This is a genomic window from Streptomyces sp. NPDC056169 (assembly GCF_042268445.1).
GTDB lineage: Bacteria > Actinomycetota > Actinomycetes > Streptomycetales > Streptomycetaceae > Streptomyces.
Window position 1 is genome coordinate 354,484 of the sequence record NZ_JBHJUO010000006.1, and the last position, 26,536, is coordinate 381,019.

The window sequence follows — 26,536 nt, forward strand, 5'->3', positions numbered from 1 at the left end:
TTCGCACATCATCGTGGTAGAACTGAGTCATGGGTGTCGCCAATCGTCTGGACCTGACCCTGCGATTGGTGCAGGGCTCCGACCGGGTTTCCGTGTCGGAGCTCTCCCATCGACTGGGCGTATCCGAAATGACCGTCCGCCGGGACCTCGACGCGCTGGAGCGTCAGGGCCTCGTGCGCCGCGTGCACGGCGGCGCCGTCGCCACCCGCGTACGCGAGGAACAGGCCGGCTTCTCGGCGCGGGAGCCGTGGCAGGCCGCCACCAAGGACCGCCTGGGCGCGGCCGCGGCGGCGCTGGTGGAGCCGGGCTCGCGGGTCCTCCTGGACGCGGGGACGACGACCGTGCACGTCGCCGGGCACCTGGCGGAGCGAGGCCCGCTGACGGTCGCCGTGCTGAGCATCCAGGCGGCCGTGGTCCTGGCCGACAGGCCGGGGATCGACCTCCTGGTCGTCGGCGGCCGCTCCCGGCCCGGCGAGCGTTCCCTCGTCGGCCCGCTCGCCCTGCGGACCCTGGAGTCGCTGGCTTTCGACTGCTTCGTGATGTCCATCGGCGGGGTGCACGCCGAGCACGGCTGGTCGGAGTTCTCCCTGGACGACGCGGCCGTGAAGCAGACCGGGCTCGCCCGGGCCACGCGCACGGTCGCGGTGGCGGACGCCACCAAGCTCGGCGTACGGGCCTTCAGCCGGGTCGCCCCGCTCGGCGCGGCGCACCACTTCGTCACCGACCGGGCCGCCGAGGACGCGACCACGCACCCCGGTGGCCCCCAGACGCTGGACGCGCTGCGGGACGCGGGCGTCGACGTCCGTCTGGCCTGACACCGCGCAGCACACCCCGTCCCGCACCCGTGCCGTACCCGTGCCGGTACGTGCAGTGAGGAGTGATTCCGCTCGTGACCACCGTTTCCCGCCCGCTGATGATCCTGGTCGCCGGCCCCTACCGCTCGGGCACCGATGACGACCCGCGCAAGCTCGAAGCCCACGTCCGGGCGATGAACGAGGCCGCGCTCGTCCTCTTCCGCGCCGGGCACCTGCCCGTCACCGGCGAGGCCCTCGCCCTCCCGCTCCTGGAGGCCGCCGGCGGCGCCCGCCCCGGCGACGCGCTCTTCCAGGAGGTTTTCCACCCGGTCGCCGAACGGCTGCTCACCCGCTGCGACGCGGTCCTGCGGATCGGCGGCCCCTCGGAGGGAGCGGACATGATGGTCGACCGGGCCCGCGCGCAGGGCAAGGACGTCTACGGCTCCCTCGCCGCCGTCCCGGCCGTCGTCCCGACCGTCGTCCCGACCTCAGTAAAGCCCGCCGTCCCGGACTCCGTACCGCCCGCCGTCCCGGACTCCGCCCGATGACCGCCGGCATCGACACCCCCGACCGCCGGGGCCGCACCGGCCTCGACCGGCAGGGCCGCGACCTCACCGGCAATCCGCGCGTGCGGATCCTGGACGTGGAGGTGCTCTCCTGCGACTGGTACGTGCTGCGCAAGACCACCTTCGACTACCGGCACAGCGACGGGCACTGGAGCCGCGAGCAGCGCGAGACCCACGACCGCGGCGACGGCGCGACCGTCCTGCTCCACAACACCCAGCGCCGTACGGTGCTGCTGACCCGTCAGTTCCGCCTGCCCGCCTACGTCAACGGGCACCCCGACGGCATGCTCCTCGAAACCGCCGCGGGACTGCTGGACGGCGAACGGCCGGAGGAGGCGATCCGGCGGGAGGCCGCCGAGGAGACCGGGCACACCATCGGGGCCGCCGAGCACGTCTTCGACGTCTACATGAGTCCCGGCTCGGTCACCGAGCGGCTGCACTTCTTCGCCGCCCCCTACGACACGGCGGACTTCGCCGGCGGAGGCGGCGGAATCGCCGCCGAGGGCGAGGACATCACGACCGTGGAGCTCCCCTTCACGGAGGCGCTCGCCATGGTCCGCGACGGCCGGATCGCCGACGCCAAGACCATCATGCTGCTCCAGTGGGCGGCGCTCGACGGGCCGTTCCGGCCGACGGACCCGCCGCTCCCGGGCTGACCCCACCCTGCGGTTTTCCGCAGGAAGCCGGGCGGGAACCCTCATACCGGCGCTGAGCTGGGATTTCTAGGTTGGAGTCGTGCCGGGGAGCTCGCCCCGGCGCCTCCCCCGCGACTTGGAGACCCCGACATGCCGCTCACCCACCAGCTGCTTCTGGCCCAGGCCGCCCAGGAACCCGCCGGCGGTGTCGCCGGGTGGGCCGCCGGGCTCGTCGACACGATGGGCGGCCCCGGAGCGGGGCTCGCCATCGCGCTGGAGAACCTGTTCCCGCCGCTGCCCAGCGAGGTGATCCTGCCGCTGACCGGCTTCGCCGCCGGGCAGGGGGTGATCAGTCTGCCCTCCGCGCTGTTCTGGACGACCCTGGGCTCGGTGGTCGGGGCCCTGGCCCTCTACTGGATCGGTTCGCTGTTCGGTCGGCAGCGCATGCACGCGCTCTGGGCGCGGCTGCCCCTGGTGAAGGTCTCCGATCTGGAGCGCACCGAGGAGTGGTTCGCGCGGCACGGCACCAAGGCGGTGCTCCTGGGGCGGATGGTGCCGATCTTCCGCAGTCTGATCTCCGTGCCGGCCGGCGTCGAGCGGATGCCGCTGCCCGTCTTCCTCCTCCTCACGACGGTCGGCAGCCTCGTCTGGAACAGCGTGCTCGTGATGGCCGGTTACTGGCTCGGGGACCGCTGGGACCTGGTCGAGGGATACGTGGGCGTGCTGTCCAAGGTCGTCCTGGCGCTGGCGCTCGTGGCCATGGCCGCGTACCTGGCCGTACGGCTCCGGGGCCGCGGGCGCACCGCCCAGCACCGCCGCACCTCGTGACCGGCGAGCGGGCGCCCGCACCCTCCGGGCGATCTTGTACGGCCCCGGGGCCGGGACTAGCCTCGGAGACCGTGCGAGGTGACGAGCGAGGAGACGAGCGAGGAGACCCGGTGTCCGGACCGGCCCGCCGTCTCGCCGGCTCCCTCCTCGGCTGTCCGACCGCCCTGCTCGGCGTCCTGTTCTTCCTGGTCTCCGGGGTCGTCCTCGGGCCATTCCTGCTGTGGCCCCGCACCCGGCCCCGCGCCCGTGAGGTCCTGACGGCCGGCGCGCGGCGGCTCGCGGCGCTGGAGCGGAGCCGTCGTTCCGCCTTTTTCGGGGACCGTTTCCCCGGCCCGTACACCGTCTCCGACCGGCGGCTCCTGCGCTATCTCGCGGTCCGCTCCTGGACGGGGGTTGTGTTCGGGGTCGTCGTCGGGCTCCTCGGCTTCGGCGCCGTCCTGGCGGGGCTGCTCGTCGGGGGCGTCGTGCGCGGCACGCTCGGCTGGGGCGAGCTGCTCGCACAGCTGCTCCTCGGCGGCGTCCTGCTCTTCCTCGACGTCCAGGGCCTGTACGCGCTGACCGCCCTGGACGCCCGGCTCGCCCGCGAGTGCTTCGGGCCCTCCGAGAGCGAGCTGCTGCGGCGCCGGATCGACGAACTGGCCGTCAGCCGGGCGGCCGTCGTGCAGGCCGTGGACGCCGAGCGCCGCCGCATCGAGCGCGATCTCCACGACGGCGTGCAGCAGCGGCTCGTGGCGCTCGCCATGCTGCTCGGCCGGGCGCGCCGGAGCCGGGACCGCGATCCCGAGCAGGCGGAGGCGCTGCTCCTCCAGGCGCACGGCGAGGCCGGGGACGTGCTGGCCGAACTGCGGGACGTGGCCTGGCGGGTGTACCCCTCCGCGCTGGACAGCCTGGGCCTCGAAGAGGCGCTGGGCGGGGTGGCGCAGCGGTGCTCCGTCCCGCTGCGCATCCGGTTCGACGTCGCCGGGCCGCTGCCCCGGCCCGTGGAGACAGCCGCCTACTTCGTGGTCTCCGAGGCCGTCACGAACGCCGCCAAGCACGCCTCGGCCTCCGCCGTCTCCGTCGACGTCTCGCTCGGCGGCCCGCCCGAAGGACCGCTGCTCACGCTGCGGATCGAGGACGACGGGCGGGGCGGCGCCGATCCGGCCGGCAGCGGGCTGACCGGCCTGCGGAGCCGGGTCGCCGCGCTCGACGGCGACCTGCGTGTCGACAGCCCCCTCGGGGGACCCACCACTCTTGTCGCGGAGCTGCCGTGCGCGTGATCCTGGCCGAGGACTCGACCCTGCTGCGAGAGGGGCTCGTCCGCCTGCTCACCGAGGAGGGTCACGAGGTCGTGGCCGCGCTCGGCGACGCCGTGACCCTGGTCGCGGAGGTCGGGGCGCTGCGCCCGGACGTCGCGGTCGTCGACATCCGGATGCCTCCGACGCACACCGACGAGGGGCTGCGGGCCGCCGTGGAGATCCGCGAGCGGTGGCCGGAGACGGGCGTCCTCGTCCTCTCGCAGCACGTGGAGCGGAGCTACGCGGCCCGGCTGCTGGCCGCCGGGGCGGAGCGGGTGGGCTATCTGCTGAAGGACCGGGTGGCGCAGGTCGAGGAGTTCCTCGACGCGCTGGAGCGGGTCCACGAGGGCGGGGCGGCGATCGACCCGGAGGTCGTACGCCAGCTGGTCGTCCGCAGCACCCGCGGCGATCCGCTGGCCCGGCTGACCCCGCGCGAGCGCGAGGTCCTCGACGTGCTGGCGCAGGGGTACACGAACGCCGCCATCGCGCGGCAGCTGCACCTCTCCCTCAGCGCGGTGGAGAAGTACCTGAACGCCGTCTTCGACAAGTTGGAGCTGCGCAGGGCCGACGGCTACAGCCGTCGGATCCTGGCCGTGCTGCGGTACTTGGAGTCCTGATCCGGCAGGGCGGCCCCTCCCGTCCGCCCCGGTCGCCGCCGTCCGCCCCTCCGCCCGCGCCCCAGACCGTCTCCGCCCGCGCCCCAGACCGTCCCCGTCCGCGCCTCAGACCGTCCCGGCCGCGCCTCAGGCCGGGGAGGACGCGAACCGGTCGATGGCGGACGCCAGTTGGGGGCGCCGGCGGATGCCGAGCTTGCGGTAGATGCGGGTGATGTGCAGCTCCACGGCCCGGGTCGACACCGTGAAGTACGCGGCGATCTGTTTGTTGGTGAGACCGTCGAGCATCATCGTGACGATGCGCCGCTCGTGGGCGGTCAGCGCCGGGACGGGCGCCGGAGCGGCTCGCTCGGGGCCGGCGAGCGCCGCGTGCCCCAGCACCGCGTTCCACTCCCGTATCCGCAGCTCCCGGACGACCTGGGCCCGCGCGTACGGGTCGGCGTGGAGGATCCGTAAGAGCGTCCGGCGGTCGCGGGCCTCGCAGACGAGGAGCTCCCCGGTGCCGTCCTGCCACGGGCCGCCCGCGAGGAGAACGCCGCGGGCGGCCATTCTCCTCCAGTACGCCCGGTGCGCCTCTCCGGAACTCGACCGGTCCGTCTCACTTCCACGGAAAACGAGTTCGACCACGAAAGGCACGCGTAACTCCCCCATACATTCCGGGCGTTTCCGATTTCGACGCTACCACCGGGCCACCGCCCGTTGAATGAACGGCATGTTGCGGGCGGCGGCGGAGCAGACCGGTGGCGGCGAGCACCGCGACCGCCCCGAGCCACACCGTCCAGCCGAGGGGTTCACGCAGCACGACGGCGCCCAGGACGACGGCCACGGCGGTCATGAGGTACGTGACGGTGGAGGCGACCGCCGGCCCGTCCTTGATGATCAGCTCGAAGTTGAGCAGCGCGGCGAAGCCGGTGCAGACCACGCCGAGGACGAGCACGGAGATCACCGAGTCGGTGCGCCACGTGACGGCCCGGAGGCCCAGGAAGGGGAAGGCCGCGAGCAGCAGGACGGTGGCCGCGCCGAGCTGTCCGCCCGCCAGCACGAGCGGTGGAATGCCCTTGCCCACAAGGAACTTGCCCATGTACGCGAAGCCGGCGCCGAAGCTGATCGAGCCGAGGACGAAGCAGAGGAGGCTCCAACCGGTCCCGGTGGAGGCCGCGTTCCACGGTGACGCGATGAGTGCCGTGCCGCCGAGGCCGAGGAGCACGCCGCCCGCCCTGACGCCGGAGACCCGCTTCTCCTGACCGAGCAGCAGGGCCGCCGCCAGGGTCCAGATCGGCGCGCTGCCGTTGACCACGGCGGCGACGCTACTGGAGCCGGCGATCTCCCCCTGGGCGTACAGGGTCCACGGCACGGCGTTGCCGAGCAGCGCGGCAACGGTCAAGTGCCCCCAGACGGACGGCGACTTGGGCAGCCTGAGGCCCTTCGCGCATCCGAGGGCGAGGATCACGGCGGCGCCGAGCGCGAGCCGGATCAGCACCATCTGGACGGGGGAGAATCCGTATCCCGCGATCTTGATCCACAGGAAGACGGAGCCCCAGACGAGACTCAGCGCGGCCAGCCGCGCGCAGGTGGCTCTGGACATGGGTGTTCCCGCTCTGGAGAAGGGGCGCACGGAGCTCTCCGGAAGGGATGCGCGGAGTTCTCCGCCGTACGGGAACGAGCCTCGCGCCGGCGTCCGGGCGGGTCCAGCAACGGCTGGTGGACGGTACCGTCCACGAACCGTGGCGCATCGGAGAGCGGGGGGGAAGCGGTTCAGTCGGCGACGGCCGCCCTGGCCACCGTGCGCAGCGCGTCCAGGACGGCGGCGATCTCGGGCGAGGTCTGGCTGCCCTCCCGTACGGCCGCGAAGACCGTACGGGACGGCGCCCCCTCGCTGAACGCGCGCACCGTCACCTCGGGCCGGGGCGCCGGCCGCGCCGTCCGGGGAACCAGCGCGACCCCCAGGCCGAGCCGGACCGCCGCGAGCGTGGCGTCCCAGTCGCCGATGGCGTGCGAGGCCCGCGGGGTGAACCCGGCCGCCGTGCAGGCGGCGACGCCGATGTCGTGGCACATCCCCGTCGTGGCGAAGATCCACGTCTCCTGGGCGAGGTCGGCGAGGACGAGGCGGGGGGTGCCGAGGAGCCGGTGCCCCTCGGGCAGGGCGATGTCGAAGGGGTCCTCGCAGAGTGCGACCCGGTGGAAGCGCGCGTCGAAGCGGCCGTCCTCGCCCGCCGTGCCGGGGTGCAGCTCGGTGTCGGCGGAGATGACGACGTCGGTCTCCCCGCGGTGCAGGAGGGAGAAGCTCTCCGGCGGGTCGACCTCGGCCAGGGAGGTGCGCAGCAGCGGCCGGGTCTCCCGCAGCCTGGCCACGGCGGGCAGGATCAGCGCCGAGAGGGTGGTGGAGAAGCCGGCCACCGCCACGTCGCCGCGCTCGCCGCCGCGGTGCGCGGCGAGCTCCGCGCGCATCCGCTCGACCTGGGTGAAGACGGCGTCGGCGTGCCGGAGGACGATCCGAGCCTCCCCGGTGAGCCGCAGTCTGCGCCCGGACGGTTCGGTGAGGGGGACGCCCAACTCCCGTCCGAGGGCGCTGATCTGCTGCGAGACGGCCTGCGGGGTGAGGTGGAGTGCCCGGGCGGCCGCGCTGACCGTGCCGCGTTCGCTGAGTTCCCTCAGCACCCGCAGCTTCCGCAGATCCGGATCGGCCACGTCCCGTGCCCCCTCCCGTGCCCCTCCCGCTTCGCGGTCATCGTACGCAGCCGGCCTCCACGTCGATGACCTCCTTCACCAGCGTCTCCAGCACGTCGAGGTCGCGCGCGGTGCGGCCGGGCTCCCGCCGGTCGCCCGGGTAGGTGGGGTCGAGGACGACGGCCCGCGCGCCCAGGTCCTGGAGGAGCCCGAGGTCGTCGGCGATCTGGTCCCGCGTGCCCTCTCCGAGGAGGCGGCCGGGGCCCAACGGCCGGTCCGTGACGCGGAGTTTGATCCGGGGGCAGAGGTCGGGGACCGGCAGCTCCTGCTCCTCGGCGACCTGGCGGAGCGCGGGCAGGCCGACCCCGAGGAGCCAGTCGCCGGAGACGGAGGTCGGGTGCCAGGCGTCGCCGAGGCGGACGGCCCGGCGGAGCGCGCCGCGGCTGTGCCCGCCGACCCAGACGGGCGGGCCGGGGCGCTGGACGGGCAGGGGTCCGGTGTGGACCTCGCGGAAGGAGACGTGGGCGCCCTCGAAGGAGGCGACCTCGTCGGCCCAGCAGGCCTTGATGGCCGCGAGGTACTCGTCGCTGATGGCGCCGCGCTCGCGGTAGGGGACGTCGAGGACGGCGAACTCCCGGGCTGCCCAGCCCGCCGCCGCCCCGAAGACCAGGCGGCCGTTGCTGAACCGGTCGATGTTGGCGGCGACGCGGGCGGTGTGGACGGGGTGCCGGTACGGGAGGATCGTCACCGTCGTGCCGAGTCCGACGGTCCTGGTGACCCCGGCGAGCCAGGCGAGGGTCGCGAAGGGGTCGTAGAACGGGGCGGGGAAGAGGTGCTGCACGTCCGGGGTGAGCGCCACGTGGTCGGAGACCATGGCGTAGTGGAAGCCCAGCGCCTCGACCCGCAGCGCCCAGTCGGCGAGGGCGTCGGGGGTGGCCTCGGGCCCGTAGTTGGGCAGATTGACGCCGAATTCCACGGGGTGTCCCTCCCGGCCGTCCGGTGCTGGTCCGTGGCGTACGGAGCAGTCCTGGGGACCCTACGGCCGGAATGTCCCCGTCTCGGCGCTCACCGACGCGGAGGGTTCGGGGTTCCGTAGCACCGGGCACGGCGATGCCACGGAACCCGTCACGGGGTTGCCGCATCACCGCAGCGGCATGCTCCGGATCACCGACCGCGCCCCGGGGGCCGTCGACGCCGAGGTCCTGAGGAGGCCCTTGTCGCTGGTGCTCGCGGGCGCGTCCGCGCCCACCGGCGTGGTGGTCATGGGCCGGGCGGCGGCACAACGCTGCTTCTCCGCCTCGGACATGGGCCCGGTGCGCTGGAGCAGCCGGTCGGGGACGGCGCGGGAGGGGGCGTCGATCACGGCGTGCAGCCGGTAGTCGTCCTTCTTGCTGAGGAACCAGCCCTCGACCCGCTCGCGGCTCGGCTGGAGTTCGACCCAACTCACCTCGCCGGGCTGGATCCTCTCCACGACGGTCCGCTCGTCGCTGCTGAACCACTGCCACGGCCGCTGCCAGGTCTTCTCGTAGGCGAGGGCGAACTGGGTGGCCATGGGCCGCTCCTTGGCGCGCTTCTCGTCCACCTCCCGCACACCCGAAGTGGGCAGTTTCGCCACGTCGTTGAGCGGCAGGCCGGCGGCGGCGTAGGTCTGGGCGATGCTGTCGTGCCCGCGCTCCGAGAAGGAGAGGACGCGGGAGTGCTCCAGCGTGTTGCGGGTGCAGTTGACGAAGGCCTCGCCGACGACCCGCGCCCGGTCGTAGTACCGGAAGGAAGTGCGGGTGTCCGGCCGGAAGGTGCAGGCGTTCTCCCCGTTGCAGGCGGCGGCCGCGTTGTGGAGGGTGCTCTCCCGTTCGTTGCCCTTGTACGCCTCGGAGGTGCCGAGCGCCGTCTTGTCGACGGTCTTGTCGACGGCGGTCGGGGCCTCGACCGCCCGGATGCGGGCGATCATCGGTGAACAGGTCACGTGCGTACGGGAGTCGGTGACCCGGCTCGTGAAGGTGAGCAGCGGCTCGTTCTCCCCGGCGGTGAACTCGTAGCTGCGGCCGGTCCACCGGCCGGTGCCGGGCGTGCCCTTCACGCGGTCGGGGTCCCCCGCAGTGGTGACCTCGCGGACCGGGCCGCCGGAGGCCGTGACCGCGTACGGCTGGCCGTTGACGACCTGTTCGCCGGTGCACTCCTTGGAGACGGCGGGGCTGTCCTCGTAGGTGACGGTGACCTTGGACCCCGCACGGACCCCGCGCAGCCGCTGCTGGAGGGAGTTGCCGTCCTTCTGGAGGGCGACGCCGTGGGAGCCGTCGGTGCGGCCGGAAGCGGTGGGCGAGTAGCGCTGGTTGAGGCCGGTCCAGAAGGCGATGCCGACGGTGGTCGGACCGTCGCCGCTCATGCCGGGATCGGCGAAGTCGCCGTTGAGGACGGGGACGGCCTGCGCGGCGGGGGCGGACCGCTCGGCGGGGGCGGCGAGGGAGGGAGGAGCGACGGGGAGCAGCAGACCGGCGGCGCCGAGGACGGAGAGTGCGGCGTGTGAGCGCTTCATGGCGGGGGACTCCTCCGGGTTCAGGAACCGTGGAACGGCAGGACGACTTCGCGCTTCGGGTCGGCGCCCCGGGGGATCGCCCGCGTGGCCGGCACCTCGCGAGCGGCGTGCCGGAGCCCGCCGCCCGTTCCGGAGTCCGCGTTGTCGGTGTCGGAGGCGGTGTCACCGGCGGGGCGCTTGCGGCCGCAGAGGTTGTCGGGGACGGCGTACGTCTGCGCGACGAAGGTGCTGCTGTTGACCATGGAGGGGCTGTCCACGCTCACGTTGAGGATCTTCTTCCCCGTGTCGGTGACGAGGTCGCCGACCACGCGCCGCATGGAGGCGCTGGCACCGAAGACGAGCATGTCGTACGGCTTGACGGTGGTCTTGTAGACCGTCGCCTCGGTGTTCTCGATCGTCCAGGACTTGGAGTAGGTGGCCTTGAAGGCGGCCTCGAAGGCGAGTTTGGCGCTCAGCGAGCCGGCCAGCTTGCCGCCGCCCGCGACGGTCGTCTTGGTGCCGTTCGTCGAGGTCGGACCGTCCTTGAGATTGGGTGTCTTGTTCTCGCTGGTGATGTCGTTGGAGAGGTTGGTGGTGACCTCGCCGGAGGCGGTGACCGTGCCCTCGGCGGTGATCTTCCCGGAGATCTCTCCGCCGATGTTGTCGGTGCTGCTGGTCCGCAGGGTCACGGTCCGGTCGACGCCCATGTCGCTCTTGGTGCAGTTGACGACGGCGTTGCCGAGGGACTTGACGGCGGAGGCGTACTCGCGGTCGCGCTTGGGGTCGATCGTGAACGAGCAGGCCGTGCGCTTCGTCCCGCAGTACTCCAGGACGTCGGCGATCCTCGCCGGGCGGCCGTCGGCGGTGACGGCGCGGGCGACGGGGGCGGCGGGGATCTCGCCGGGGGTCTCCCCGGCGGCGGCGGGCGGGGCGAGGAGCGCGAGGGGAGCGGTGAGTCCGAGCCCGAGGGCGAGGGCGGACAGGCGGGCGCGGGGACGGCGCGGAGACATGACGAGGAACCCCTTTCGAGGGCACTTCGGGGGGGGAGGCGGGGAGGAATCAGGAGCCGAGCAGCGAGCAGAGCTGAGAGGCCGGGAAGGGGGACTGTCCCGGGTCGCTCGACCCCTGCGGGAGGGAGGCGGGGAAGGCGGTGCAGGTGGACTCGACGGCCTGGGCCGCGTTGTCGGCGGGCTCCGGCTTGTTCGTGGTGATGGTGGTGTTCATGTCCTTGAAGCCGTCCTCCTCGCGGCCCCCCTTGCCGGCCAGCTTCTCCATGCAGGAGCTGGAACCGGGCGGGCACTTCTCCAGGTCGCCGCCGATCTTCTTGATGTCCTTGTCGGCCTGGCCGGCCGCCTCCTGGGTCTTCTTCTGCTGCTCGTCGATCTCCTTCGCCTCCGCGGCGTTGGCCTCCTGGTCCTTGCAGGCCTGGTCCTCCGGCTCGCACTCCGCGCCGTACGCGACCGAGGCCAGGGCGGGGACCAGGGCAGGCGCCAGGGAGAGGGCGAGGGTGGCGGCGAGAAGGGCGGCACTCAACGTCGCACGACGCGGCGATGCCTTCATGCTGGACATGGGAACTCCCTTGGGACAGGGGTGAGTTGATGCGCTCGGAAGGGGACGCCAGGGGCGGACAGGGGACTGTCCTCAAGATCACCGAGCGCCTTCCGACGCTAACCGGCGGGGCCCCGGCGCCACGGCAGGACACACGGCGCGGCGTGCTCCTCCGGGCCCGCTCACCGCTTCGGCGGAGCGCACGGGGAGCCCCTCGGACGGGGTGACGGCGGGGAGCTCACCGGCCGCCGCCCGGGGCCGCCGGTCCACCCGTTCGTAGGGAATCCGGGGCGTACGCGAGAGGGCGGGCGGCCGTACGCGGCCGGGCCCCTCACTCCCCCGGCCGCCGCCGTTCGGCGGCCCGCCAGGGGCACCCGCCGGCACGCCTCCGGCAGCACGCGCCGGGGGCGAGTGCGCCCCCGGAACGCCACCCCGAACGGGCGTCCGTCAGACGGGTGTTTCAGCGGTTCCGGCTCGCTGTGGTGATCATTCTCGGACAGTCTGCTCATGTGCCCGACGGCCCGTCCCGGCCGTCGCAGCGGCCCTGGGCGTCCCATGCCCAAGGGCCCGGCACCCCGTGTTCGCATGACCCGCGCCCGGCCCCGTACGCCTCCGCCCACCCCTGCGGACGCGCACGGCACCCGCCGGACGCCGCGCTCCCGTATGTCCCCGTCGAAGGAGAGCAGAGCCATGTCCCGTTCACGACGCGATCCCGCCGGCACGCCGATGCGCGCCCCCCGCTCCGTACCCTCCCTGTTGCGCGGCCGGCCGCTCGCCGCGGCCGTCCTCACGGCCGCCGCCGCGCTCACCGCCGTACCCGCCCTGGCCCCCGCGGCCACCGCCAACGAGGGAAATCCGACCGTACTGAGCTGGGGCGCGGGCCGCACCGGCCAGCTCGGCAACGGCACCCTGAGCGACAGCCTCAGCCCGTCCTCCGTCACCAGCCTCTTCCGCGGCGACGTCGACCAGGTCTCGGCGGGCGGCACCTCCTCGTCCGACTCGTTCGTCCTGGCCCGTACGGACAGGACGGTCAAGTCCTGGGGCCACAACTCCTCGGGCCAGCTCGGCAACGGGGGCAACGCCAACCAGACCGTGCCCACCACCGTCCCCCGCCTCGACAACATCAAGGACATCGCGGCCGGCGGGAAGCACGCCCTCGCCCTCGACTCCTCCGGCCAGGTCTACTCCTGGGGCGACAACGCCTACGGCCAGCTCGGCAACAACCGCACCGGAGACAGTCGCACCGTCCCCGACCGCGTCCAGGGCATGCCCAAGGTCAAGCAGATCTCGGCCGGCTGCGACTTCAGCCTCGCCCTCCTGGAGAACGGCAAGGTGTACGCCTGGGGCCGCGGCATCCACGGCCAGCTCGGCACCGGCAACCGCGCCACCAGCTCCGTACCCCGGCAGGTGCTGGGTCTGGAGAACATCGTGGAGGTCGACGCCGGCTGCCACCACGCCCTCGCGCTGACCGCCGACGACACGGTCAAGTCCTGGGGTTACAACCTCTACGGCCAGCTCGGCAACTCCTCCACCAAGTCCTCCACCCTCCCCGTCGACGTCGACTGGATCGAGGGCGTGTCCGACATCGAGGCGGGCGCCCACCACAACTACGTGAAGACGAGCGACAGCCACGTCTGGGGCTGGGGCAACAACCAGTACGGCCAGCTCCTGGAGTCCGACGAGGCCTTCGACGCCAACGTCTCCCGCACCAACCGCACGGCCCCCGTCGAGATCCCGCGCCTGGAAGGGGTCCAGCACCTCGCGGCCGGCGCCCGGCACGGCGTCGCGGTCACCGCGGACGACGTCTTCACCTGGGGCCACAACGGCGAGGGCCAGCTCGGCAACGGCACGACGGTCTCGCGGTACGAGTCGGTGAAGATCCTCAACCAGGGCTCGGCGATCAAGGCGGTGGCCGTCTCCCTGGGCGGCAACACGACGTACGCGTACTGAGCGGGGCGTGCTCCGATGACGTACGCGTACGTACGCGGTGTCACCGCCGCCACCCTCGCGCTCCTCGCCCTCGCCGTCTCCCCCGCCCACGCCGAGCCCCGGGATCCATGGGTGCGGGCCTGGGGCGCGAACGCGGGCGGACAGCTCGGCAACGGCACCACGGCCGACCAGCAGACCCCGGCAGCCGTCCAGGGACTCGCCCGCGCCTCCGTGCGCGAACTGTCCGGCGGGGGGAACAACACCGCCAACGCCTTCGCCGTGGCACTCCTCACCGACGGCACGGTTCAGTCCTGGGGCGGGAACCTCGCGGGCCAGCTCGGCGACGGCACCACTGTGAGCCGGCCGTTTCCGGCCGACGTGGCCGGACTCTCCGGAGTCACCGAGATCGCCGCCGGCTATCAGGCCGCCTACGCCGTCCGCGGCGGGCGGGTCCTCGCCTGGGGCGACAACACCTACGGCCAGCTCGGCGACGGCGGCACGACCTCCGCCACCCGACCCGTACGGGTCCAGAGCCTCGACAAGGTGAAGGACGTCGCCGCCGGCTGCACCCACGCCGTCGCCCTCCGGGAGGACGGCACCGTCTGGACCTGGGGCCGTGCCAACAACGGCCAGCTCGGCCTCGGCGACACCACCGACCGGAACACCCCGCAACGGGTCCCCGGCCTCACGGACGCCGTCGAGATCGCGACCGGCTGCCACCACGTGCTCGCCCGGCTCGCCGACGGCACCGTACGGGCCTGGGGCTACAACAGCAACGGCCAACTGGGCAACGCCAGCCAGGAGGTCGCGTCCTCGCCGGTCGAGGTGCACCATCTCGACGGCGTGGCCCGGATCTACGGCTGCGGCTACCACAGCTTCGCCGTGCTCGACGACGGCTCGGTCCGATCCTGGGGCTGGAACGGTCACGGCCAGCTCGGCGACGGCTCCACCGTCACCCGTACCACCCCGGTCCCCGTACCCGGTCTGGACGAGGTCACCGACATGGCCGGCGGCTGGGGACACACCGTCGCCGCCCGCTCCGACGGCTCCGTCCTCGCCTGGGGCGAGAACGCGGCCGGCCAGCTCGGCGACGCCACCACCACCGGCTCCCCCACCCCGGTCACCGCACTGCCCGCAGGCAGCGGCACGACCCGCGTCTCGACTCCCCCCACCGGCAAGTCGAGCTACGCCTACTGACCCGGAAGGTCCCCATGCACCACAGCAAGCGCATCACCCTGCTCGCCGCCGTCACGGCGGCCACCGCCCTCGCCGCCCCCTGCCTCTCCGCCCACGCCGCCGCCGGCACCGACCCCTGGGTACGCGCCTGGGGCGAGAACGCCCAGGGCCAGCTCGGCAACGGCGCCGTCCTCGCCCAGCAGACCCCCACCGCCGTCACCGGCATCACCCGCGACGACGTCCGCGAGCTCTCCGGGGGTGGCGGCGGCGCCGCCGCGGCCGCCAACCAGTTCGCCGTCGCCCTCCTCAAGGACGGCACCGTGAAGAGCTGGGGTTCCAACGCCACCGGCCAGCTCGGCAACGGCACCACGACCTCGCAGAGCTTCCCCGCCACCGTCGCGGGTCTCTCCGGCGTGAGCGAGGTCTCCGCCGGCCTCAACCACGTCCTCGCCGTCAAGGGCGGCCGGGTCCTCGCCTGGGGCAGCAACGTCTCGAAGCAGCTGGGCACCGGCCAGGACACCACCAACCCGTACAAGACCCCGACCCCCGTGCAGAGCCTGGACCAGGTCAAGGACGTCGGCGCGGGCTGCGACTTCAGCGTCGCGCTGCGTCAGGACGGCACGGTCTGGACCTGGGGCGCCTTCGCCAACGGGCGGCTCGGCACCGGCAGCACCGCCAACCGCGAGACCCCGCAGAAGGTCGCCGACCTCGAGAACGTCGAAGCCATCTCGGTGGGCTGCGACCACGTCCTCGCGCTGACCGCCGACAACACGATCAAGGCCTGGGGCAAGAACACCGAGGGCCAGCTCGGCAACGACGCCGTCGCCGACGCGCCCAAGCCCGTCGACGTCGCCTACCTGGACGCGGTGGCCCGGATCTTCGCCACCTCGGCGTCCTCCTTCGCCGTCCTCGACGACGGCAGCGTCGCCGGCTGGGGCAAGAACACCGACCGGCAGCTCGGCGACGGCACGAACGCCAACCGCACCACCCCGGTCGTCCTGGACAGCCTCAAGGGCGTGCAGGACATCGCGGGCGGCGCCGACTTCACCCTGGCCGCGCTGGACGACGGCTCGGTGATCGGCTGGGGCGCCAACGCGGCCGCCCAGCTGGGCGACGGCTCCACCACCGCGACCACGGGCACGGGCACCACCGTCGCCCTCCCGCCGGGCAGCGGCATCACCCACGTCACGACGACGAAGACCGGCAAGTCGGGCTTCGCCTACTGACACCGGCCGGAGGCCGATCCGGCTTCGCGCGGGGGCCCTCGCCGGCCCCGCGCGAATGCCTCACACCGGCCGTCCCTGGTCAGCGACGACGGTGAGCTGGCAGGATCGCCCCCATGTTCGCCTCGCTCTCCCGTGCCGCCCGCCGCCGCCTGGCGGCGCTCTCGGCCGCGCTGCTCGTGGTGTGCGGGGTGCTCGTGTGGTGGCTGGTTCCCTTCGGCTCACCCGTCCCGAGCGGCTCGGTCACCTTCAGTACGGGCGTCCCCACCGGCGTCTACCAGCGGTACGGAATGCTCCTCAAGCAGGCCCTCGCCGAGGACCTGCCCGAGGTGTCGATACGTCTCACGGACAGCGAGGGCTCCCAGCAGAACCTGGCCCGCGTGGCCTCGGGCGAGGCGGACTTCACCGTCGCGACGGCCGACGCGGTCGCCCAGTACCAGCGCGAGCGCAAGCCGGGCTTCGAGCGGCTGCGCGGCTGCGCCCGGCTGTACGACGACTACGTCCAGCTGGTGGTGCGCAAGGGCTCGACGATCCGGACCGTGCGGGACCTGCGCGGGCTGCGGGTCGGGGTCGGCCAGGACGGGTCCGGTGTGCGGCTGATCGCCGACCGGGTCCTCGCGGCGGCCGGCCTCACGCCCGTACGCGACGTCGAGGCGGTCTCGGCGGGCATCAACACCATGCCGGGGCACCTGGAGGACGGCGACCTCGACGCCTTCTTCTGGTCGGGCGGGCTGCCCACCGAGGCCGTGCAGAAGCTGTCCGAGCGCTTCGAGGTCCGGCTGATCCCGCTGGACGCCACCCTCGTCGACCGGCTGCACGATGTCGGCGACTCGACCCGGCACTACCGGTCGGCGGTGATCCCGGCCGACGCGTACACGTCGGCGCAGAACGGCCAGCCGGTCGAGACGCTGGCCGTGGCGAACCTCCTGGTCACGACCGCCGAGGCCGATCCCGACCTGGTCGAGGGCTTCACCCGTACGGTGATCAGGAGCCGTGACGAGATCGGCGGCCAGGTCCACCCGGCCCAGCTGGTGGACCTGCGGACGGCCGTCTACACGGAGCCGCTGCCCCTCCACGAGGGCGCCCGCCGCTACTACCGCTCGGTGAAGCCCTGACCCTCGGCCCGGGAACGGCTACCGCTGCTCCGGTGAGAGCGCCGGGCCCCGCCCGTACCGCTGCGCCGGAGCGTGCCGGGGGACGGTGACGGTGACCCGCAGTCCGTGCGGCTCGTTCGGGGCGAACGCGATGCCGCCGCCGCCCGCCGTCAGCAGGACGCGGGTGATGGAGAGGCCGAGGCCCGATCCCTTGATGTTCTGGTGCCGGCCGGAGCGCCAGAAGCGGTCGCCGACCCGGCCGAGCTCGTCCTCGGTGAGGCCGGGCCCCTGGTCGGCCACGACGACGTCGACGCCCGCCCCGCCCGGGGGCACCGAGACGGAGACCATGACCTCCTCCCCCGCCGGGGTGAACTTCAACGCGTTGTCGATCACCGCGTCGAGGGCACTGGAGAGGGCCACCGGGTCCGCCCACCCCGTGACCGCCCCGCACTCCCCGGTCAGCAGGACGCCCTTGTCGTCGGCGACCGGCCGCCAGGACGCGACCCGCTCCGCCGCCAGCGCGCCCACGTCGGTGAGCCGCAGCTCGGCCGCCATGTGCTCGGCGAGCGCCAGGTCGAGGAGGTCGTCGAGGACCTGCGAGAGGCGCTTGCCCTCGGTCCGGACGGAGGCGATCTCCTCGTTCCCTTCGGGGAGCTCCATCGCGAGCAGCTCGATCCGCAGCAGCAGCGCGGCCAGGGGGTTGCGCAACTGGTGGGAGGCGTCGGCGACGAAGGCCCGCTGCTGTTCGAGCGCGTCCTCGACGTTGTCGGCCATCTCGTTGAACGAGAGCGCCAGGCGCCGCAGTTCGGGCGGGCCGCCGGTCGCGGCGACCCGGGAGTTCATCCGTCCGGTGGCGATGTCGTGGGTGACGGAGTCGAGCACGCGGACCGGCCGCAGGACCCAGCCGGTGAGCCGGAAGGCGGCGCCGATGGCGACCAGCATCGCCGCCGCCTCGCCCGCGAAGATCAGCAGCCAGCCGCGCAGGATGCGGGAGCGGAGCTGCCCGGTGGGCGAGTCGGTGACGACGACGGCGACGACGTCACCGTCCCGGACGACCGGGGAGGCGATGGTGAGCCGTGCGTCGCCCTGCCAGGGCCAGACCTGGGGCGGGTTGTGGCTGCGGCGCCCGAGCAGCGCCTCCTGGAAGGCGCGGCGGCCCTCGCCGTCGTACGGGACGACCCAGTCCTCGGGGGCGGCGGCCATGGCACGGTTGTCGCGGTAGAAGATGCCGGCCCGGATGTCGTACACGTCGTGGTAGCTGGCGAGTTCGCCGTTGAGGGTGGTGCGCCGCTCGTCGGTGCCGGGGTTGATCTCGCTGACGAACTGGGCGAGGGCGGCGAAGCGCGCGGCGTCGTCGAGCCGGTCGACGACGACCCGCTGCTGTTCGGACGCGGCGAGGCTGGCGGCGAGCGGGAAGCCGAGGGCGAGCAGGACGCCGGCCATCAGGATGATGAGCAGCGGGAGGAGTCGGGTGCGCACGAGCGGGCCGGCCGGGGGTTACGCGGCGGGGGCGACCAGGCGGTAGCCGACGCCCCGCACGGTCTCGATCAGGGCGGGCATCCGCAGCTTGGAGCGCAGGGAGGCGACGTGCACCTCCAGCGTGCGGCCGGTCCCCTCCCAACTGGTGCGCCAGACCTCGCTGATGATCTGCTCGCGGCGGAAGACGACCCCGGGGCGCTGGGCGAGGAGCGCGAGCAGGTCGAACTCCTTGCGGGTCAGGGCGACGGCCTCGCCCTCGACGCTGACCCGTCGCGTGGGCAGCTCGATGGTGACGGAGCCGAGCCGCAGCAGGGTGCCGTCGGCGGCTCCGGTGGCGCCGGGCGTCGTCTCCTCGGTTCCGGCGTTGCGCCGGCTGACGGCGTGGATGCGGGCGAGGAGTTCGCCGGTGTCGTAGGGCTTGACGACGTAGTCGTCGGCGCCGAGATTGAGGCCGTGGATCCGGGAGCGTACGTCGCCGCGGGCCGTCACCATGATCACCGGGGTGGCGGTGAGCTTCCGGATGCGGCCGCAGACCTGGTAGCCGTCCTGGTCGGGGAGGCCGAGGTCGAGCAGGATCACCCCGTACGAGGGCCGCTCGCCCTGCGCGGTGGGCAGGACGGCCTGGAGCGCCTCCTCGCCGTTGCGGGCGTGGGTGACGGCGAAGCCGTGCCGGGCCAGGATGGCGGAGAGGGCGGCGGCGACGTGGTCGTCGTCCTCCACGAGCAGCAGTCGCATGCGTACCTCCTCCGTGATCTTCGTTCGCGCCGGTGCCCGTTCGCGACGATCTTCGTGCCCGCCGGTCCTCGTTCGCGACGATCTTTCGTCCGCGTCTCGGCGGCGGCTCTCTGTGTACCAGGTGGTACCAGGGCATGAACGCCGATCATCGGCATCACAGTCAAGTCTCCCCCTGTTACGCCGACGTTTCTGTTATCCACCCGGTACGCCCGGGGCGTCGCCTTCACGCACTGTGTCCGTTTGCGACCGGATCGTTATCCTCAATTTCCGCTCAGATGTGATGACGGTCGTCACATCGGGTCTCTAGTGTCCTCCCCAACCGAGCAGGACGGAGCAAGAGGCCCATGAGCGGAGTGTCAGTGTCCAAGGGTCCCGAGGACGCCCCGCGCAGCGCGGACGAGCTGGTCGTCCTGTCCGAGGTCAACAAGCACTTCGGCGCGCTGCACGTTCTCCAGGACATCGACCTGACGATCACCCGCGGCGAAGTCGTGGTCGTCATCGGGCCTTCGGGGTCCGGCAAGTCGACGCTGTGCCGAACGATCAACCGGCTGGAGAGCATCGACTCCGGCACCATCACCATCGACGGCAAGCCGCTGCCCGCGGAGGGCAAGGAGCTCGCCCGGCTGCGTTCCGATGTCGGCATGGTCTTCCAGTCGTTCAACCTCTTCGCGCACAAGACGGTGCTCGAGAACGTGATGCTGGGCCAGATCAAGGTCCGGAAGACGGAGAAGAAGGACGCCGAGGCCAAGGCCCGTACCCTGCTCGACCGGGTCGGGGTGGGCACCCAGGCGGACAAGTACCCCGCACAGCTCTCCGGTGGCCAGCAGCAGCGCGTGGCGATCGCCCGCGCGCTCGCGATGGGCCCGAAGGTCATGCTGTTCGACGAGCCGACCTCCGCTCTCGACCCCGAGATGATCAACGAGGTCCTCGAGGTCATGCAGCAACTGGCCCAGGAGGGAATGACGATGGTCGTCGTCACCCACGAGATGGGCTTCGCCCGTTCCGCGGCCAACCGGGTCGTCTTCATGGCGGACGGACGCATCGTCGAGCAGGCGTCGCCCGAGGAGTTCTTCAGCAACCCGCGCAGCGACCGGGCCAAGGACTTCCTCTCCAAGATCCTTCACCACTGAGCGAGTTCGGACCTATTCTTCCCAACTCACGCCTACTCAAGGGACGTTCCACCATGAAGCTTCGCACCGCCTCCGCTGCCGCCGCGGCCGCCGTCGTCCTCGCGCTGACCGCCACCGCCTGTGGGTCCGGCTCCGACTCCGGCAGCAACGGCGACAAGATCAACGTCGGCATCAAGTTCGACCAGCCGGGCCTCGGCCTGAAGACCCCGGACGGCAAGTACGCCGGCTTCGACGTCGACGTCGCCCGCTACGTCGCCAAGGAGCTCGGCTACGCCGAAGACAAGATCAACTTCAAGCAGGCGCCGAGCGCCGAGCGCGAGAACCTGATCAAGAACGGTGACGTCAAGTTCGTCGTCGCCAGCTACTCGATCAACGACAAGCGCAAGAAGGAGGTCGACTTCGCCGGTCCGTACTTCCTGGCCCACCAGGACCTGCTCGTGCGCGCCGACGACAGCTCGATCACCAAGGTCGAGGACCTCAACGCCAAGAAGCTCTGCTCGGTCACCGGCTCGACCTCCGCGCAGAACGTCAAGGACAAGCTCGCCCCGAAGGCCGACCTCCAGCAGCTCGGCGGCTACTCCGAGTGCCTGACCGGCCTGGAGAACAAGGCCGTTGACGCCCTGACCACCGACGACTCCATCCTCGCGGGCTACGCCTCGCAGAAGGAGCACGCGGGCAAGTTCAAGCTCGCCGGCCTCCGGATGAGCGACGAGAAGTACGGCATCGGCGTCAAGAAGGGCGACGACGAGCTGCGCGGCAAGATCAACAAGGCGCTCGAGAAGATGGTCTCCGACGGCACCTGGGAGAAGCTCGTCAAGGAGCACTTCGGCCCGTCCGGCTACAAGTACGAGCCCGCGCCCAAGGTCGAGAACTGACCTGACCCGCACCGGCCGTGACGGCCGCCCCCGCACCGGGGTGGCCGTCACACCGGCACCGGCCGCTGCCCACGCACCGGCCTTCACACCGACCGACCACCAGGGGAGAGCGCGGGCATCGTGTTCGACTTTCTTGATTCCGGGCAGTACGACCTGCTCGGCGCCTTCTGGGTGACGGCGAAGCTCGCCCTCTACTCGGCGATCGGCTCACTGCTCTGGGGCACCGCCCTGGTCGGCATGCGGGTCAGCCCGGTCCCCATCATGCGCGCCTTCGCCACCGCGTACGTCAACCTCGTCCGCAACACCCCGCTGACCGTGGTCCTCGTGGCGTGCTCGTTCGTCCTCAACCAGACGCTCGGCGTCACGCTCGGCGGCGGGCGCTCCGAGGACATCGGCTTCCGCCTCGCGGTGCTCGGACTCGTCGCGTACACCGGCACCTTCGTCTGCGAGGCGCTGCGCTCGGGCATCAACACCGTCCCGCCGGGCCAGGCGGAAGCCGCCCGCGCCCTGGGCCTGAGCTTCACCCAGGTCCTCACCCTGGTGGTGTTCCCGCAGGCCTTCCGCGCGGTGGTGACCCCGCTCGCGAACGTCCTCATCGCCCTCACCAAGAACACCACGGTGGCCTCGGCCATCAGCGCCGCCGAGGCGGCCCTCCTGATGAAGGAGATGGTCGAGAACGAGGCCGACGCGCTCTTCGCCGTCTTCGCGGTCTTCGCTTTCGGCTTCATCCTCCTCACCCTCCCCACCGGCCTGCTCCTGGGCTGGGCGGCCAAGCGTCTGGCGGTGAAGCGATGAGTTCCGTCCTGTACGACACTCCCGGGCCCCGCGCCAAGCGGCGGAACGTCGTCTACACGATCGTCTTCCTCGCCGTCCTCGCCCTGGTGGCCTGGTGGGTCCTGTCCGCCATGGCCGACAAGAACCAGCTGGCGGCCGAGAAGTGGACGCCGTTCGTCACCGACTCCCGGGTCTGGACGACGTATCTGCTGCCCGGTCTGGTGGAAACGCTGAAGGCCGCCGCGCTCTCGATCGTGATCGCGCTGCCGCTCGGCGCCCTCCTCGGCATCGGCCGGCTCTCCGACCACCGCTGGGTGCGCGTGCCCGCCGGCACCGTCGTGGAGTTCTTCCGCGCCATCCCGGTACTGCTCCTGATGATGTTCGCGGCCGCCCTGTACCGCGAGTTCACGACCATCAGCTCCGACTTCCGCCCGCTGTACGCGGTCGTCACCGGCCTGGTGCTCTACAACGCCTCGGTGATCGCCGAGGTCGTCCGGGCCGGCGTCCTCTCGCTGCCCCGGGGCCAGGGCGACGCGGCCGAGGCGCTCGGCATGCGCAAGAGCCAGACCATGCTGTACGTCCTGCTGCCGCAGGCGGTCACCGTCATGCTCCCCGCGCTCGTCAGCCAGCTCGTCGTCATCGTCAAGGACACCGCCCTCGGCGGCGCCATGCTCGGCTTCGCCGAGCTGCTCAGCCAGAACCGGCAGATCACGGCCAACTACGGCGCCAACACGATCGCCACCTTCACGGTCATCGCGCTGATCTACATCGTCATCAACGCGCTCCTCACCCACCTCGCCGGCCGCCTGGAGAGGCGCATGCGGCGGGGCAAGAAGTCCACCTCGGTGGCCCTTCCGACCCAGGCGGGAGCCGCCGAGGTGAAGACGGACGCCGTCAGCGGCGCCTGACCCCGACAGGATCCGCAGGACAACAGGGGTGGGCCGGAGCGGTACTGACTTCAGGTCAGGCGCACCGCGCCCACCCCGTCGCTTGACGCAAGCACCCTCAGTGGGTTGCATACGGTCTGTGATCAACCACCGGGCTCGTGCCACACTCAGCTGTGCTGCCCTCATGACCGTCCGGCCTTCAGGAGCCGCGCCGTGGACCCGGTGATCATCGTGGGCGCTGGGCCGGTAGGCCTCGCGCTCTCCCTCGCGCTCGCCGCGCAGGGTGTGCCCAGCGTCGTCCTCGACGAGGGCACCGGCACGGAGGAACCACGCCCCGCGCGGAGCGCCGTCCTGCGCGCCGACACCGCCGCCATGGTCGAACGCCTCGGCTGCACCACCCTCCGTGACGAGGGCGTCCGCTGGGTCGGCTGGCGCAGCATGCGCCGCCGCCAGCTGGTCCGCCACACCACGCTCGACCTGGGACTCAGCGGTACGGAGGAGTGGTCGGAGGACCCCGACGCCCCCTCCGCTCCGGCCGCCCCGCTGCACATCCCGCAGCACGCCCTGGCACGCGGGCTGCGCGACGCGATCGCCCGTCAGAAGCTCGTCCGGCTCGTCACCGAGGCCCGGCTCGACACGATCGAGCAGGACCGGGACGGGGTCGTCGCCCACACCCGGGGCCCGGAGGGCACGTGGTGGCGCGGCAGCCACCTCGTCGGCTGCGACGGGGCCCGGTCCACCGTGCGCAAGCTGCTCGGCATCCGCTTCCCCGGCCGTACGGCGGTGGAGCGGCACGCGGTCGCCGCCCTGCGCACCGAACTCCCCTGGCCCGGCGAGGCCCTGCTGCACCGTCAGCCCCCGTGGCGGGGCGTCGGCGAGGAGATCACCGCCCGCCCGCTGCCCGACGGGGTGTGGCGGATCGACTGGCTGCTCCCGCCGCGCGGCGAGCTGGTCACCCCGGACGCGCTGGTCACCCGCATCCGCGAGACCCTGGCCGGCTGGTGCGACGGGGTGACGCCGCCGTACGAGCTCATCGACACCGGCGTCCACACCCTGCACCACCGGCTCGCCCGGCGCTGGCGGGTCGACCGGGTGCTGCTCGCCGGGGACGCGGCCCATCTGCTCGGCGCGGTCGGCACCCAGGGCCTCGACGAGGGGCTCCGGGACGTGGACAACCTCGCCTGGAAACTCGCCCACACCTGGCACCACGGCGCCTCGGAGCGGCTGCTCGACAGCTACCAGAGCGAGCGGCGGACGGCCATCGCCTCCCGGCTCCGCGCGGCGGACCAGTCGCTGCCGGCGCTGCGCGGCGGCGGTGGCCTGCGGACGTACCTCCTCGGGGCCGCGCGCAGCCACGACGTCCTGCTGACCGACGGCCACCTGGGGCGCGGCCCGCTCGGCGCGCCCCCCGCGTATCCGCACTCCCCCCTCGCGCATCAGAGCGCCGAGGGGCAGACCCCGGTGGGCACGCCGACGGGCGCCCCGGTCGAGGACGTCCGGGTGACCGCTCCGGACGGCACGACCGTACGGCTCCGGGACCGGCTCGGTCAGGGCCGGCTCCTGGTCCTCCTCGTCGCCCCCGGGACCGGCGTCTGGGACCGCCGCCACTGGCGGAGCGCCGGCGTGATGCCCCGCCTCGAAGAGGCCGTGCGGGCCCTCCCCGCCAAGGCCGAGGTGCTGGTGACCGAGGCGTATCCGGGTGCTCCGGCCCACGCCGTCCTGCTCGTCAGGCCGGACGGGCACCTCGTCGCCTCCTTCTCCGGGGTCCGCCCCGAGGAGCTGTACGCGGCGGCCGACGCGGCCCGCGGCGGGTCCGCCACCGACGAGACGCCGGCCGACCCTCCGGCCGGGGCGGCCGCCGCGGTCCCCGCCGCCGTGTCCACCGGCCTGTCCCCCGATGTGTCCACCGTTGTGTCCACCGACAGCGACCACACGGTGGACATGCATTGATTCCGCGCGGGCGCGCATGGTGTACTCCGGAGCGTGACCGACACCGATGTGCGCCTGTGGCGGAGGGTCCATCTGGACCTCGTCCGCTACGCGGGCTGCATGTGTCGTCCGTCCTGCTGACTTCGCCCCCTTCCCCGCGCGCGCCCCGCCACTGACGTCCGTCCGTGTGCCCGGTGCCGTCGCGCGCTCCTCGCGAACCTCAGGACGGTCACCCGTGCCCCAGCGCGTCCCCACACCCTCCCCCGTCGTCTCCACACCGCCCTCCACCGCCCCGACGGCGGCCGAACTCCTCGACTTCGTCCGCCGCACGGCCGCCGACCGCGAACTGGTCGACTCCCTGCCCCTCGACCCCGAGGGCCGTACGTGGGTACGGCTCGACGGCCCCGGCGGCAGCGAGGCCTGGCTCATCGGCTGGCCGCCCGGCACGGGCACCGGCTGGCACGACCACGCCGAGTCGCTGGGCGCCTTCGCCACCGCGCGGGGGTCGCTGACCGAGAACGCCCTCGCGGTCCGGCTGCCGGCGAGCGGCTGGAAGACCCTGGAGCTGGCCGACGGCCTCGACCGCTCCCGCCGACTGTCCGAGGGCGACGGCCGGGCCTTCGGCCGCCACCATGTGCACGAGGTGCTCAACGAGTCGCCGGACACCCACGCGGTGTCGGTGCACGCGTACTACCCGCCGCTCCCCCTGATCCGGCGGTTCAGCCGGGCGGGCGCGGTACTCCGCCTGGAGCAGGTCGAGCGTCCGGAGGACTGGCAGTGAGCGAGGAACGCGTGGGCATCGAGCACCTGGCCCCGGAGCGCGTGGGCGAGGAGCGCGTGGCCGAGGAGCGCGTGGCCGAGGAGCGCGTGGGCATCGACGAACTGCTCGAACGGGTCCGGGCGGGCATCGACCGGATCGATCCCCGCGCCGCCCACGAGGCGTACGAGGCGGGTGACGCGCTGCTGGTGGACACCCGCTACGCGGCCCTGCGGCAACGGGACGGGCTGATCCCGGGTGCGCTGGTCGTGGAGCGCAACGAGCTGGAGTGGCGGCTCGACCCGCTGGGCAGCCACCGCGCGCCGGAGGCGGACAGCCACGACCTGCGGGTGGTCGTGCTCTGCAACGAGGGCTACGCCTCCTCCCTCGCGGTCGAGTCGCTCCGCCGCCTGGGCCTGCACCGCGCGACCGACCTCATCGGCGGCTTCCAGGCCTGGAAGGCAGCGGGCCTCCCGGTCCTGCTGCCGACACCTGCCGGCTGAGCGGGACGGACGAGTCCTTCTCTCTCCCCCCCCGGGGTCAGAAGGACTCGTCCAGCCCGTCCGTGTCCTCGCCCTCGGCCTCCAGCGCCTGGCGGACGACGCGGAGGGCCATGCCCTCGGGGTACCCCTTGCGGGCGAGCATCCCGGCGAGGCGCCGCAGGCGCCGGTCTCTCTCAAGGCCGCGGGTGGCGCGCAGTTTGCGGTCGACGAGCTCGCGCGCCCTGACCTCCTCCTGCTCGGAGTCGAGCTGCTCCACCGCTTCCTGGATGAGAGTCGGCTCGACGCCCTTGGTGCGCAGCTCGCGGGCGAGGGCCCGGCGGGCGAGGCCCCTGCCGTGGTGGCGGGACTCGACCCAGGCCCCCGCGAAGGCGGCGTCGTCGATGAGCCCGACGTCCTCGAAGCGGGAGAGGACCTCTTCCGCCACGTCGTCGGGGATCTCCCGCTTGCGCAGGGCGTCGGCCAGCTGCTTGCGCGTGCGGGGGGTCCCGGTGAGCAGGCGCAGGCAGATCGCGCGCGCCCGCTCAGCCGGATCCTGGGGTGACGGCTCCTTCTCGGCCCTCGACGAGTCGGGGCCGTCACCCGGCCATTCGGTGCGACCGGTCAC

At 72.8% G+C, this 26,536-nt stretch carries 28 protein-coding genes; 18 read left to right on the forward strand and 10 right to left on the reverse strand.

Annotated features, from left to right (window positions below; all coding sequences use genetic code 11):
- Positions 1–29 precede the first annotated feature (29 nt).
- From ACFC0G_RS12335 to ACFC0G_RS12360, 6 genes are all read left to right on the forward strand, one after another.
- The gene (locus tag ACFC0G_RS12335) at positions 30–815 is read left to right on the forward strand and encodes a DeoR/GlpR family DNA-binding transcription regulator (protein ID WP_376401281.1); all 786 of its coding nucleotides are present in this window, start codon (positions 30–32) and stop codon (positions 813–815) included.
- Between the two features lie 98 nt (positions 816–913).
- Positions 914–1,342 (forward strand): DUF4406 domain-containing protein, encoded by a 429-nt coding sequence (locus tag ACFC0G_RS12340; protein ID WP_376401485.1) that lies wholly within the window; start codon positions 914–916, stop codon positions 1,340–1,342.
- Positions 1,339–2,016, forward strand: coding sequence for an NUDIX domain-containing protein (locus ACFC0G_RS12345; protein ID WP_376401284.1), 678 nt, complete (start codon positions 1,339–1,341; stop codon positions 2,014–2,016). The genes ACFC0G_RS12340 and ACFC0G_RS12345 overlap by 4 nt, the downstream gene beginning before the upstream one ends.
- Before the next feature lie 129 nt (positions 2,017–2,145).
- Positions 2,146–2,823: a DedA family protein gene (locus tag ACFC0G_RS12350; protein WP_376401287.1), complete on the forward strand. Its 678-nt coding sequence runs from the start codon at positions 2,146–2,148 to the stop codon at positions 2,821–2,823.
- Positions 2,824–2,933: 110 nt separating this feature from the next.
- Complete coding sequence (locus tag ACFC0G_RS12355; RefSeq protein ID WP_376401290.1) at positions 2,934–4,082, forward strand: sensor histidine kinase; 1,149 nt, start codon at positions 2,934–2,936, stop codon at positions 4,080–4,082.
- Positions 4,073–4,717, forward strand: coding sequence for a response regulator (locus ACFC0G_RS12360; RefSeq protein ID WP_376401293.1), 645 nt, complete (start codon positions 4,073–4,075; stop codon positions 4,715–4,717). Before ACFC0G_RS12355 ends, ACFC0G_RS12360 begins: the two co-directional genes overlap by 10 nt.
- A gap of 126 nt (positions 4,718–4,843) precedes the next feature.
- On the opposite strand, the gene ACFC0G_RS12365 is transcribed toward ACFC0G_RS12360, so the two are convergent.
- From ACFC0G_RS12365 to ACFC0G_RS12395, 7 genes are all read right to left on the reverse strand, one after another.
- Positions 4,844–5,365, reverse strand: a complete 522-nt coding sequence (locus tag ACFC0G_RS12365) for a LuxR C-terminal-related transcriptional regulator (protein WP_376401296.1) — start codon at positions 5,363–5,365, stop codon at positions 4,844–4,846.
- The gene (locus tag ACFC0G_RS12370) at positions 5,313–6,299 is read right to left on the reverse strand and encodes a DMT family transporter (RefSeq protein ID WP_376401299.1); all 987 of its coding nucleotides are present in this window, start codon (positions 6,297–6,299) and stop codon (positions 5,313–5,315) included. Before ACFC0G_RS12370 ends, ACFC0G_RS12365 begins: the two co-directional genes overlap by 53 nt.
- Before the next feature lie 170 nt (positions 6,300–6,469).
- A complete protein-coding gene (locus ACFC0G_RS12375; RefSeq protein ID WP_376401301.1) occupies positions 6,470–7,402 on the reverse strand; it encodes a LysR family transcriptional regulator in 933 nt (310 codons plus the stop codon).
- A 37-nt stretch (positions 7,403–7,439) separates the two neighbouring features.
- Complete coding sequence (locus tag ACFC0G_RS12380; protein ID WP_376401304.1) at positions 7,440–8,357, reverse strand: TIGR03619 family F420-dependent LLM class oxidoreductase; 918 nt, start codon at positions 8,355–8,357, stop codon at positions 7,440–7,442.
- A gap of 165 nt (positions 8,358–8,522) precedes the next feature.
- Positions 8,523–9,914, reverse strand: a complete 1,392-nt coding sequence (locus ACFC0G_RS12385) for a hypothetical protein (RefSeq protein ID WP_376401307.1) — start codon at positions 9,912–9,914, stop codon at positions 8,523–8,525.
- A 20-nt stretch (positions 9,915–9,934) separates the two neighbouring features.
- Positions 9,935–10,903 (reverse strand): hypothetical protein, encoded by a 969-nt coding sequence (locus ACFC0G_RS12390; RefSeq protein WP_376401310.1) that lies wholly within the window; start codon positions 10,901–10,903, stop codon positions 9,935–9,937.
- Between the two features lie 49 nt (positions 10,904–10,952).
- A complete protein-coding gene (locus ACFC0G_RS12395) occupies positions 10,953–11,462 on the reverse strand; it encodes a hypothetical protein (RefSeq protein ID WP_376401312.1) in 510 nt (169 codons plus the stop codon).
- Positions 11,463–12,131: 669 nt separating this feature from the next.
- Between ACFC0G_RS12395 and ACFC0G_RS12400 the strand changes: the two genes are divergently transcribed.
- The 4 genes from ACFC0G_RS12400 to ACFC0G_RS12415 all read left to right on the forward strand — a co-directional run bounded on the left by ACFC0G_RS12400 (position 12,132) and on the right by ACFC0G_RS12415 (position 16,884).
- On the forward strand, positions 12,132–13,391 hold the full coding sequence (locus ACFC0G_RS12400) for a sialidase (protein WP_376401315.1): 1,260 nt from the start codon (positions 12,132–12,134) through the stop codon (positions 13,389–13,391).
- Positions 13,392–13,406: 15 nt separating this feature from the next.
- Positions 13,407–14,567: an RCC1 domain-containing protein gene (locus ACFC0G_RS12405; protein ID WP_376401318.1), complete on the forward strand. Its 1,161-nt coding sequence runs from the start codon at positions 13,407–13,409 to the stop codon at positions 14,565–14,567.
- Positions 14,568–14,581: 14 nt separating this feature from the next.
- Complete coding sequence (locus tag ACFC0G_RS12410) at positions 14,582–15,772, forward strand: RCC1 domain-containing protein (protein ID WP_376401321.1); 1,191 nt, start codon at positions 14,582–14,584, stop codon at positions 15,770–15,772.
- A gap of 113 nt (positions 15,773–15,885) precedes the next feature.
- A complete protein-coding gene (locus ACFC0G_RS12415; protein ID WP_376401324.1) occupies positions 15,886–16,884 on the forward strand; it encodes a TAXI family TRAP transporter solute-binding subunit in 999 nt (332 codons plus the stop codon).
- 18 nt (positions 16,885–16,902) lie between these two features.
- Here ACFC0G_RS12415 and ACFC0G_RS12420 read toward each other — a convergent pair whose 3' ends face one another.
- Both ACFC0G_RS12420 and ACFC0G_RS12425 read right to left on the reverse strand, forming a co-directional pair.
- Complete coding sequence (locus tag ACFC0G_RS12420) at positions 16,903–18,342, reverse strand: ATP-binding protein (RefSeq protein WP_376401327.1); 1,440 nt, start codon at positions 18,340–18,342, stop codon at positions 16,903–16,905.
- Positions 18,343–18,360: 18 nt separating this feature from the next.
- On the reverse strand, positions 18,361–19,077 hold the full coding sequence (locus ACFC0G_RS12425; RefSeq protein ID WP_376401330.1) for a response regulator transcription factor: 717 nt from the start codon (positions 19,075–19,077) through the stop codon (positions 18,361–18,363).
- Between the two features lie 344 nt (positions 19,078–19,421).
- Here ACFC0G_RS12425 and ACFC0G_RS12430 point away from each other — a divergent pair, with 344 nt between their 5' ends.
- From ACFC0G_RS12430 to ACFC0G_RS12465, 8 genes are all read left to right on the forward strand, one after another.
- Positions 19,422–20,207 carry an amino acid ABC transporter ATP-binding protein gene (locus ACFC0G_RS12430; RefSeq protein ID WP_376401333.1) on the forward strand — a complete coding sequence of 262 codons (786 nt, stop codon included), beginning with the start codon at positions 19,422–19,424 and terminating at the stop codon, positions 20,205–20,207.
- Positions 20,208–20,260: 53 nt separating this feature from the next.
- A complete protein-coding gene (locus tag ACFC0G_RS12435) occupies positions 20,261–21,082 on the forward strand; it encodes a glutamate ABC transporter substrate-binding protein (RefSeq protein WP_376401336.1) in 822 nt (273 codons plus the stop codon).
- Positions 21,083–21,202: 120 nt separating this feature from the next.
- Positions 21,203–21,877 carry an amino acid ABC transporter permease gene (locus ACFC0G_RS12440; protein ID WP_376401339.1) on the forward strand — a complete coding sequence of 225 codons (675 nt, stop codon included), beginning with the start codon at positions 21,203–21,205 and terminating at the stop codon, positions 21,875–21,877.
- Positions 21,874–22,764, forward strand: coding sequence for an amino acid ABC transporter permease (locus ACFC0G_RS12445; protein WP_376401342.1), 891 nt, complete (start codon positions 21,874–21,876; stop codon positions 22,762–22,764). Before ACFC0G_RS12440 ends, ACFC0G_RS12445 begins: the two co-directional genes overlap by 4 nt.
- 192 nt (positions 22,765–22,956) lie before the next feature.
- Entirely contained in the window at positions 22,957–24,693 is a 1,737-nt protein-coding gene (locus ACFC0G_RS12450) for an FAD-dependent monooxygenase (RefSeq protein WP_376401345.1), read from the forward strand.
- 48 nt (positions 24,694–24,741) lie between these two features.
- Positions 24,742–24,813, forward strand: coding sequence for a putative leader peptide (locus ACFC0G_RS12455; RefSeq protein ID WP_312846745.1), 72 nt, complete (start codon positions 24,742–24,744; stop codon positions 24,811–24,813).
- 94 nt (positions 24,814–24,907) lie between these two features.
- Positions 24,908–25,453 (forward strand): cysteine dioxygenase, encoded by a 546-nt coding sequence (locus ACFC0G_RS12460; RefSeq protein WP_376401348.1) that lies wholly within the window; start codon positions 24,908–24,910, stop codon positions 25,451–25,453.
- Between the two features lie 71 nt (positions 25,454–25,524).
- On the forward strand, positions 25,525–25,932 hold the full coding sequence (locus ACFC0G_RS12465) for a rhodanese-like domain-containing protein (RefSeq protein ID WP_376401488.1): 408 nt from the start codon (positions 25,525–25,527) through the stop codon (positions 25,930–25,932).
- Between the two features lie 37 nt (positions 25,933–25,969).
- On the opposite strand, the gene recX is transcribed toward ACFC0G_RS12465, so the two are convergent.
- The gene (recX, locus tag ACFC0G_RS12470; protein WP_125743203.1) at positions 25,970–26,536 is read right to left on the reverse strand and encodes a recombination regulator RecX; all 567 of its coding nucleotides are present in this window, start codon (positions 26,534–26,536) and stop codon (positions 25,970–25,972) included.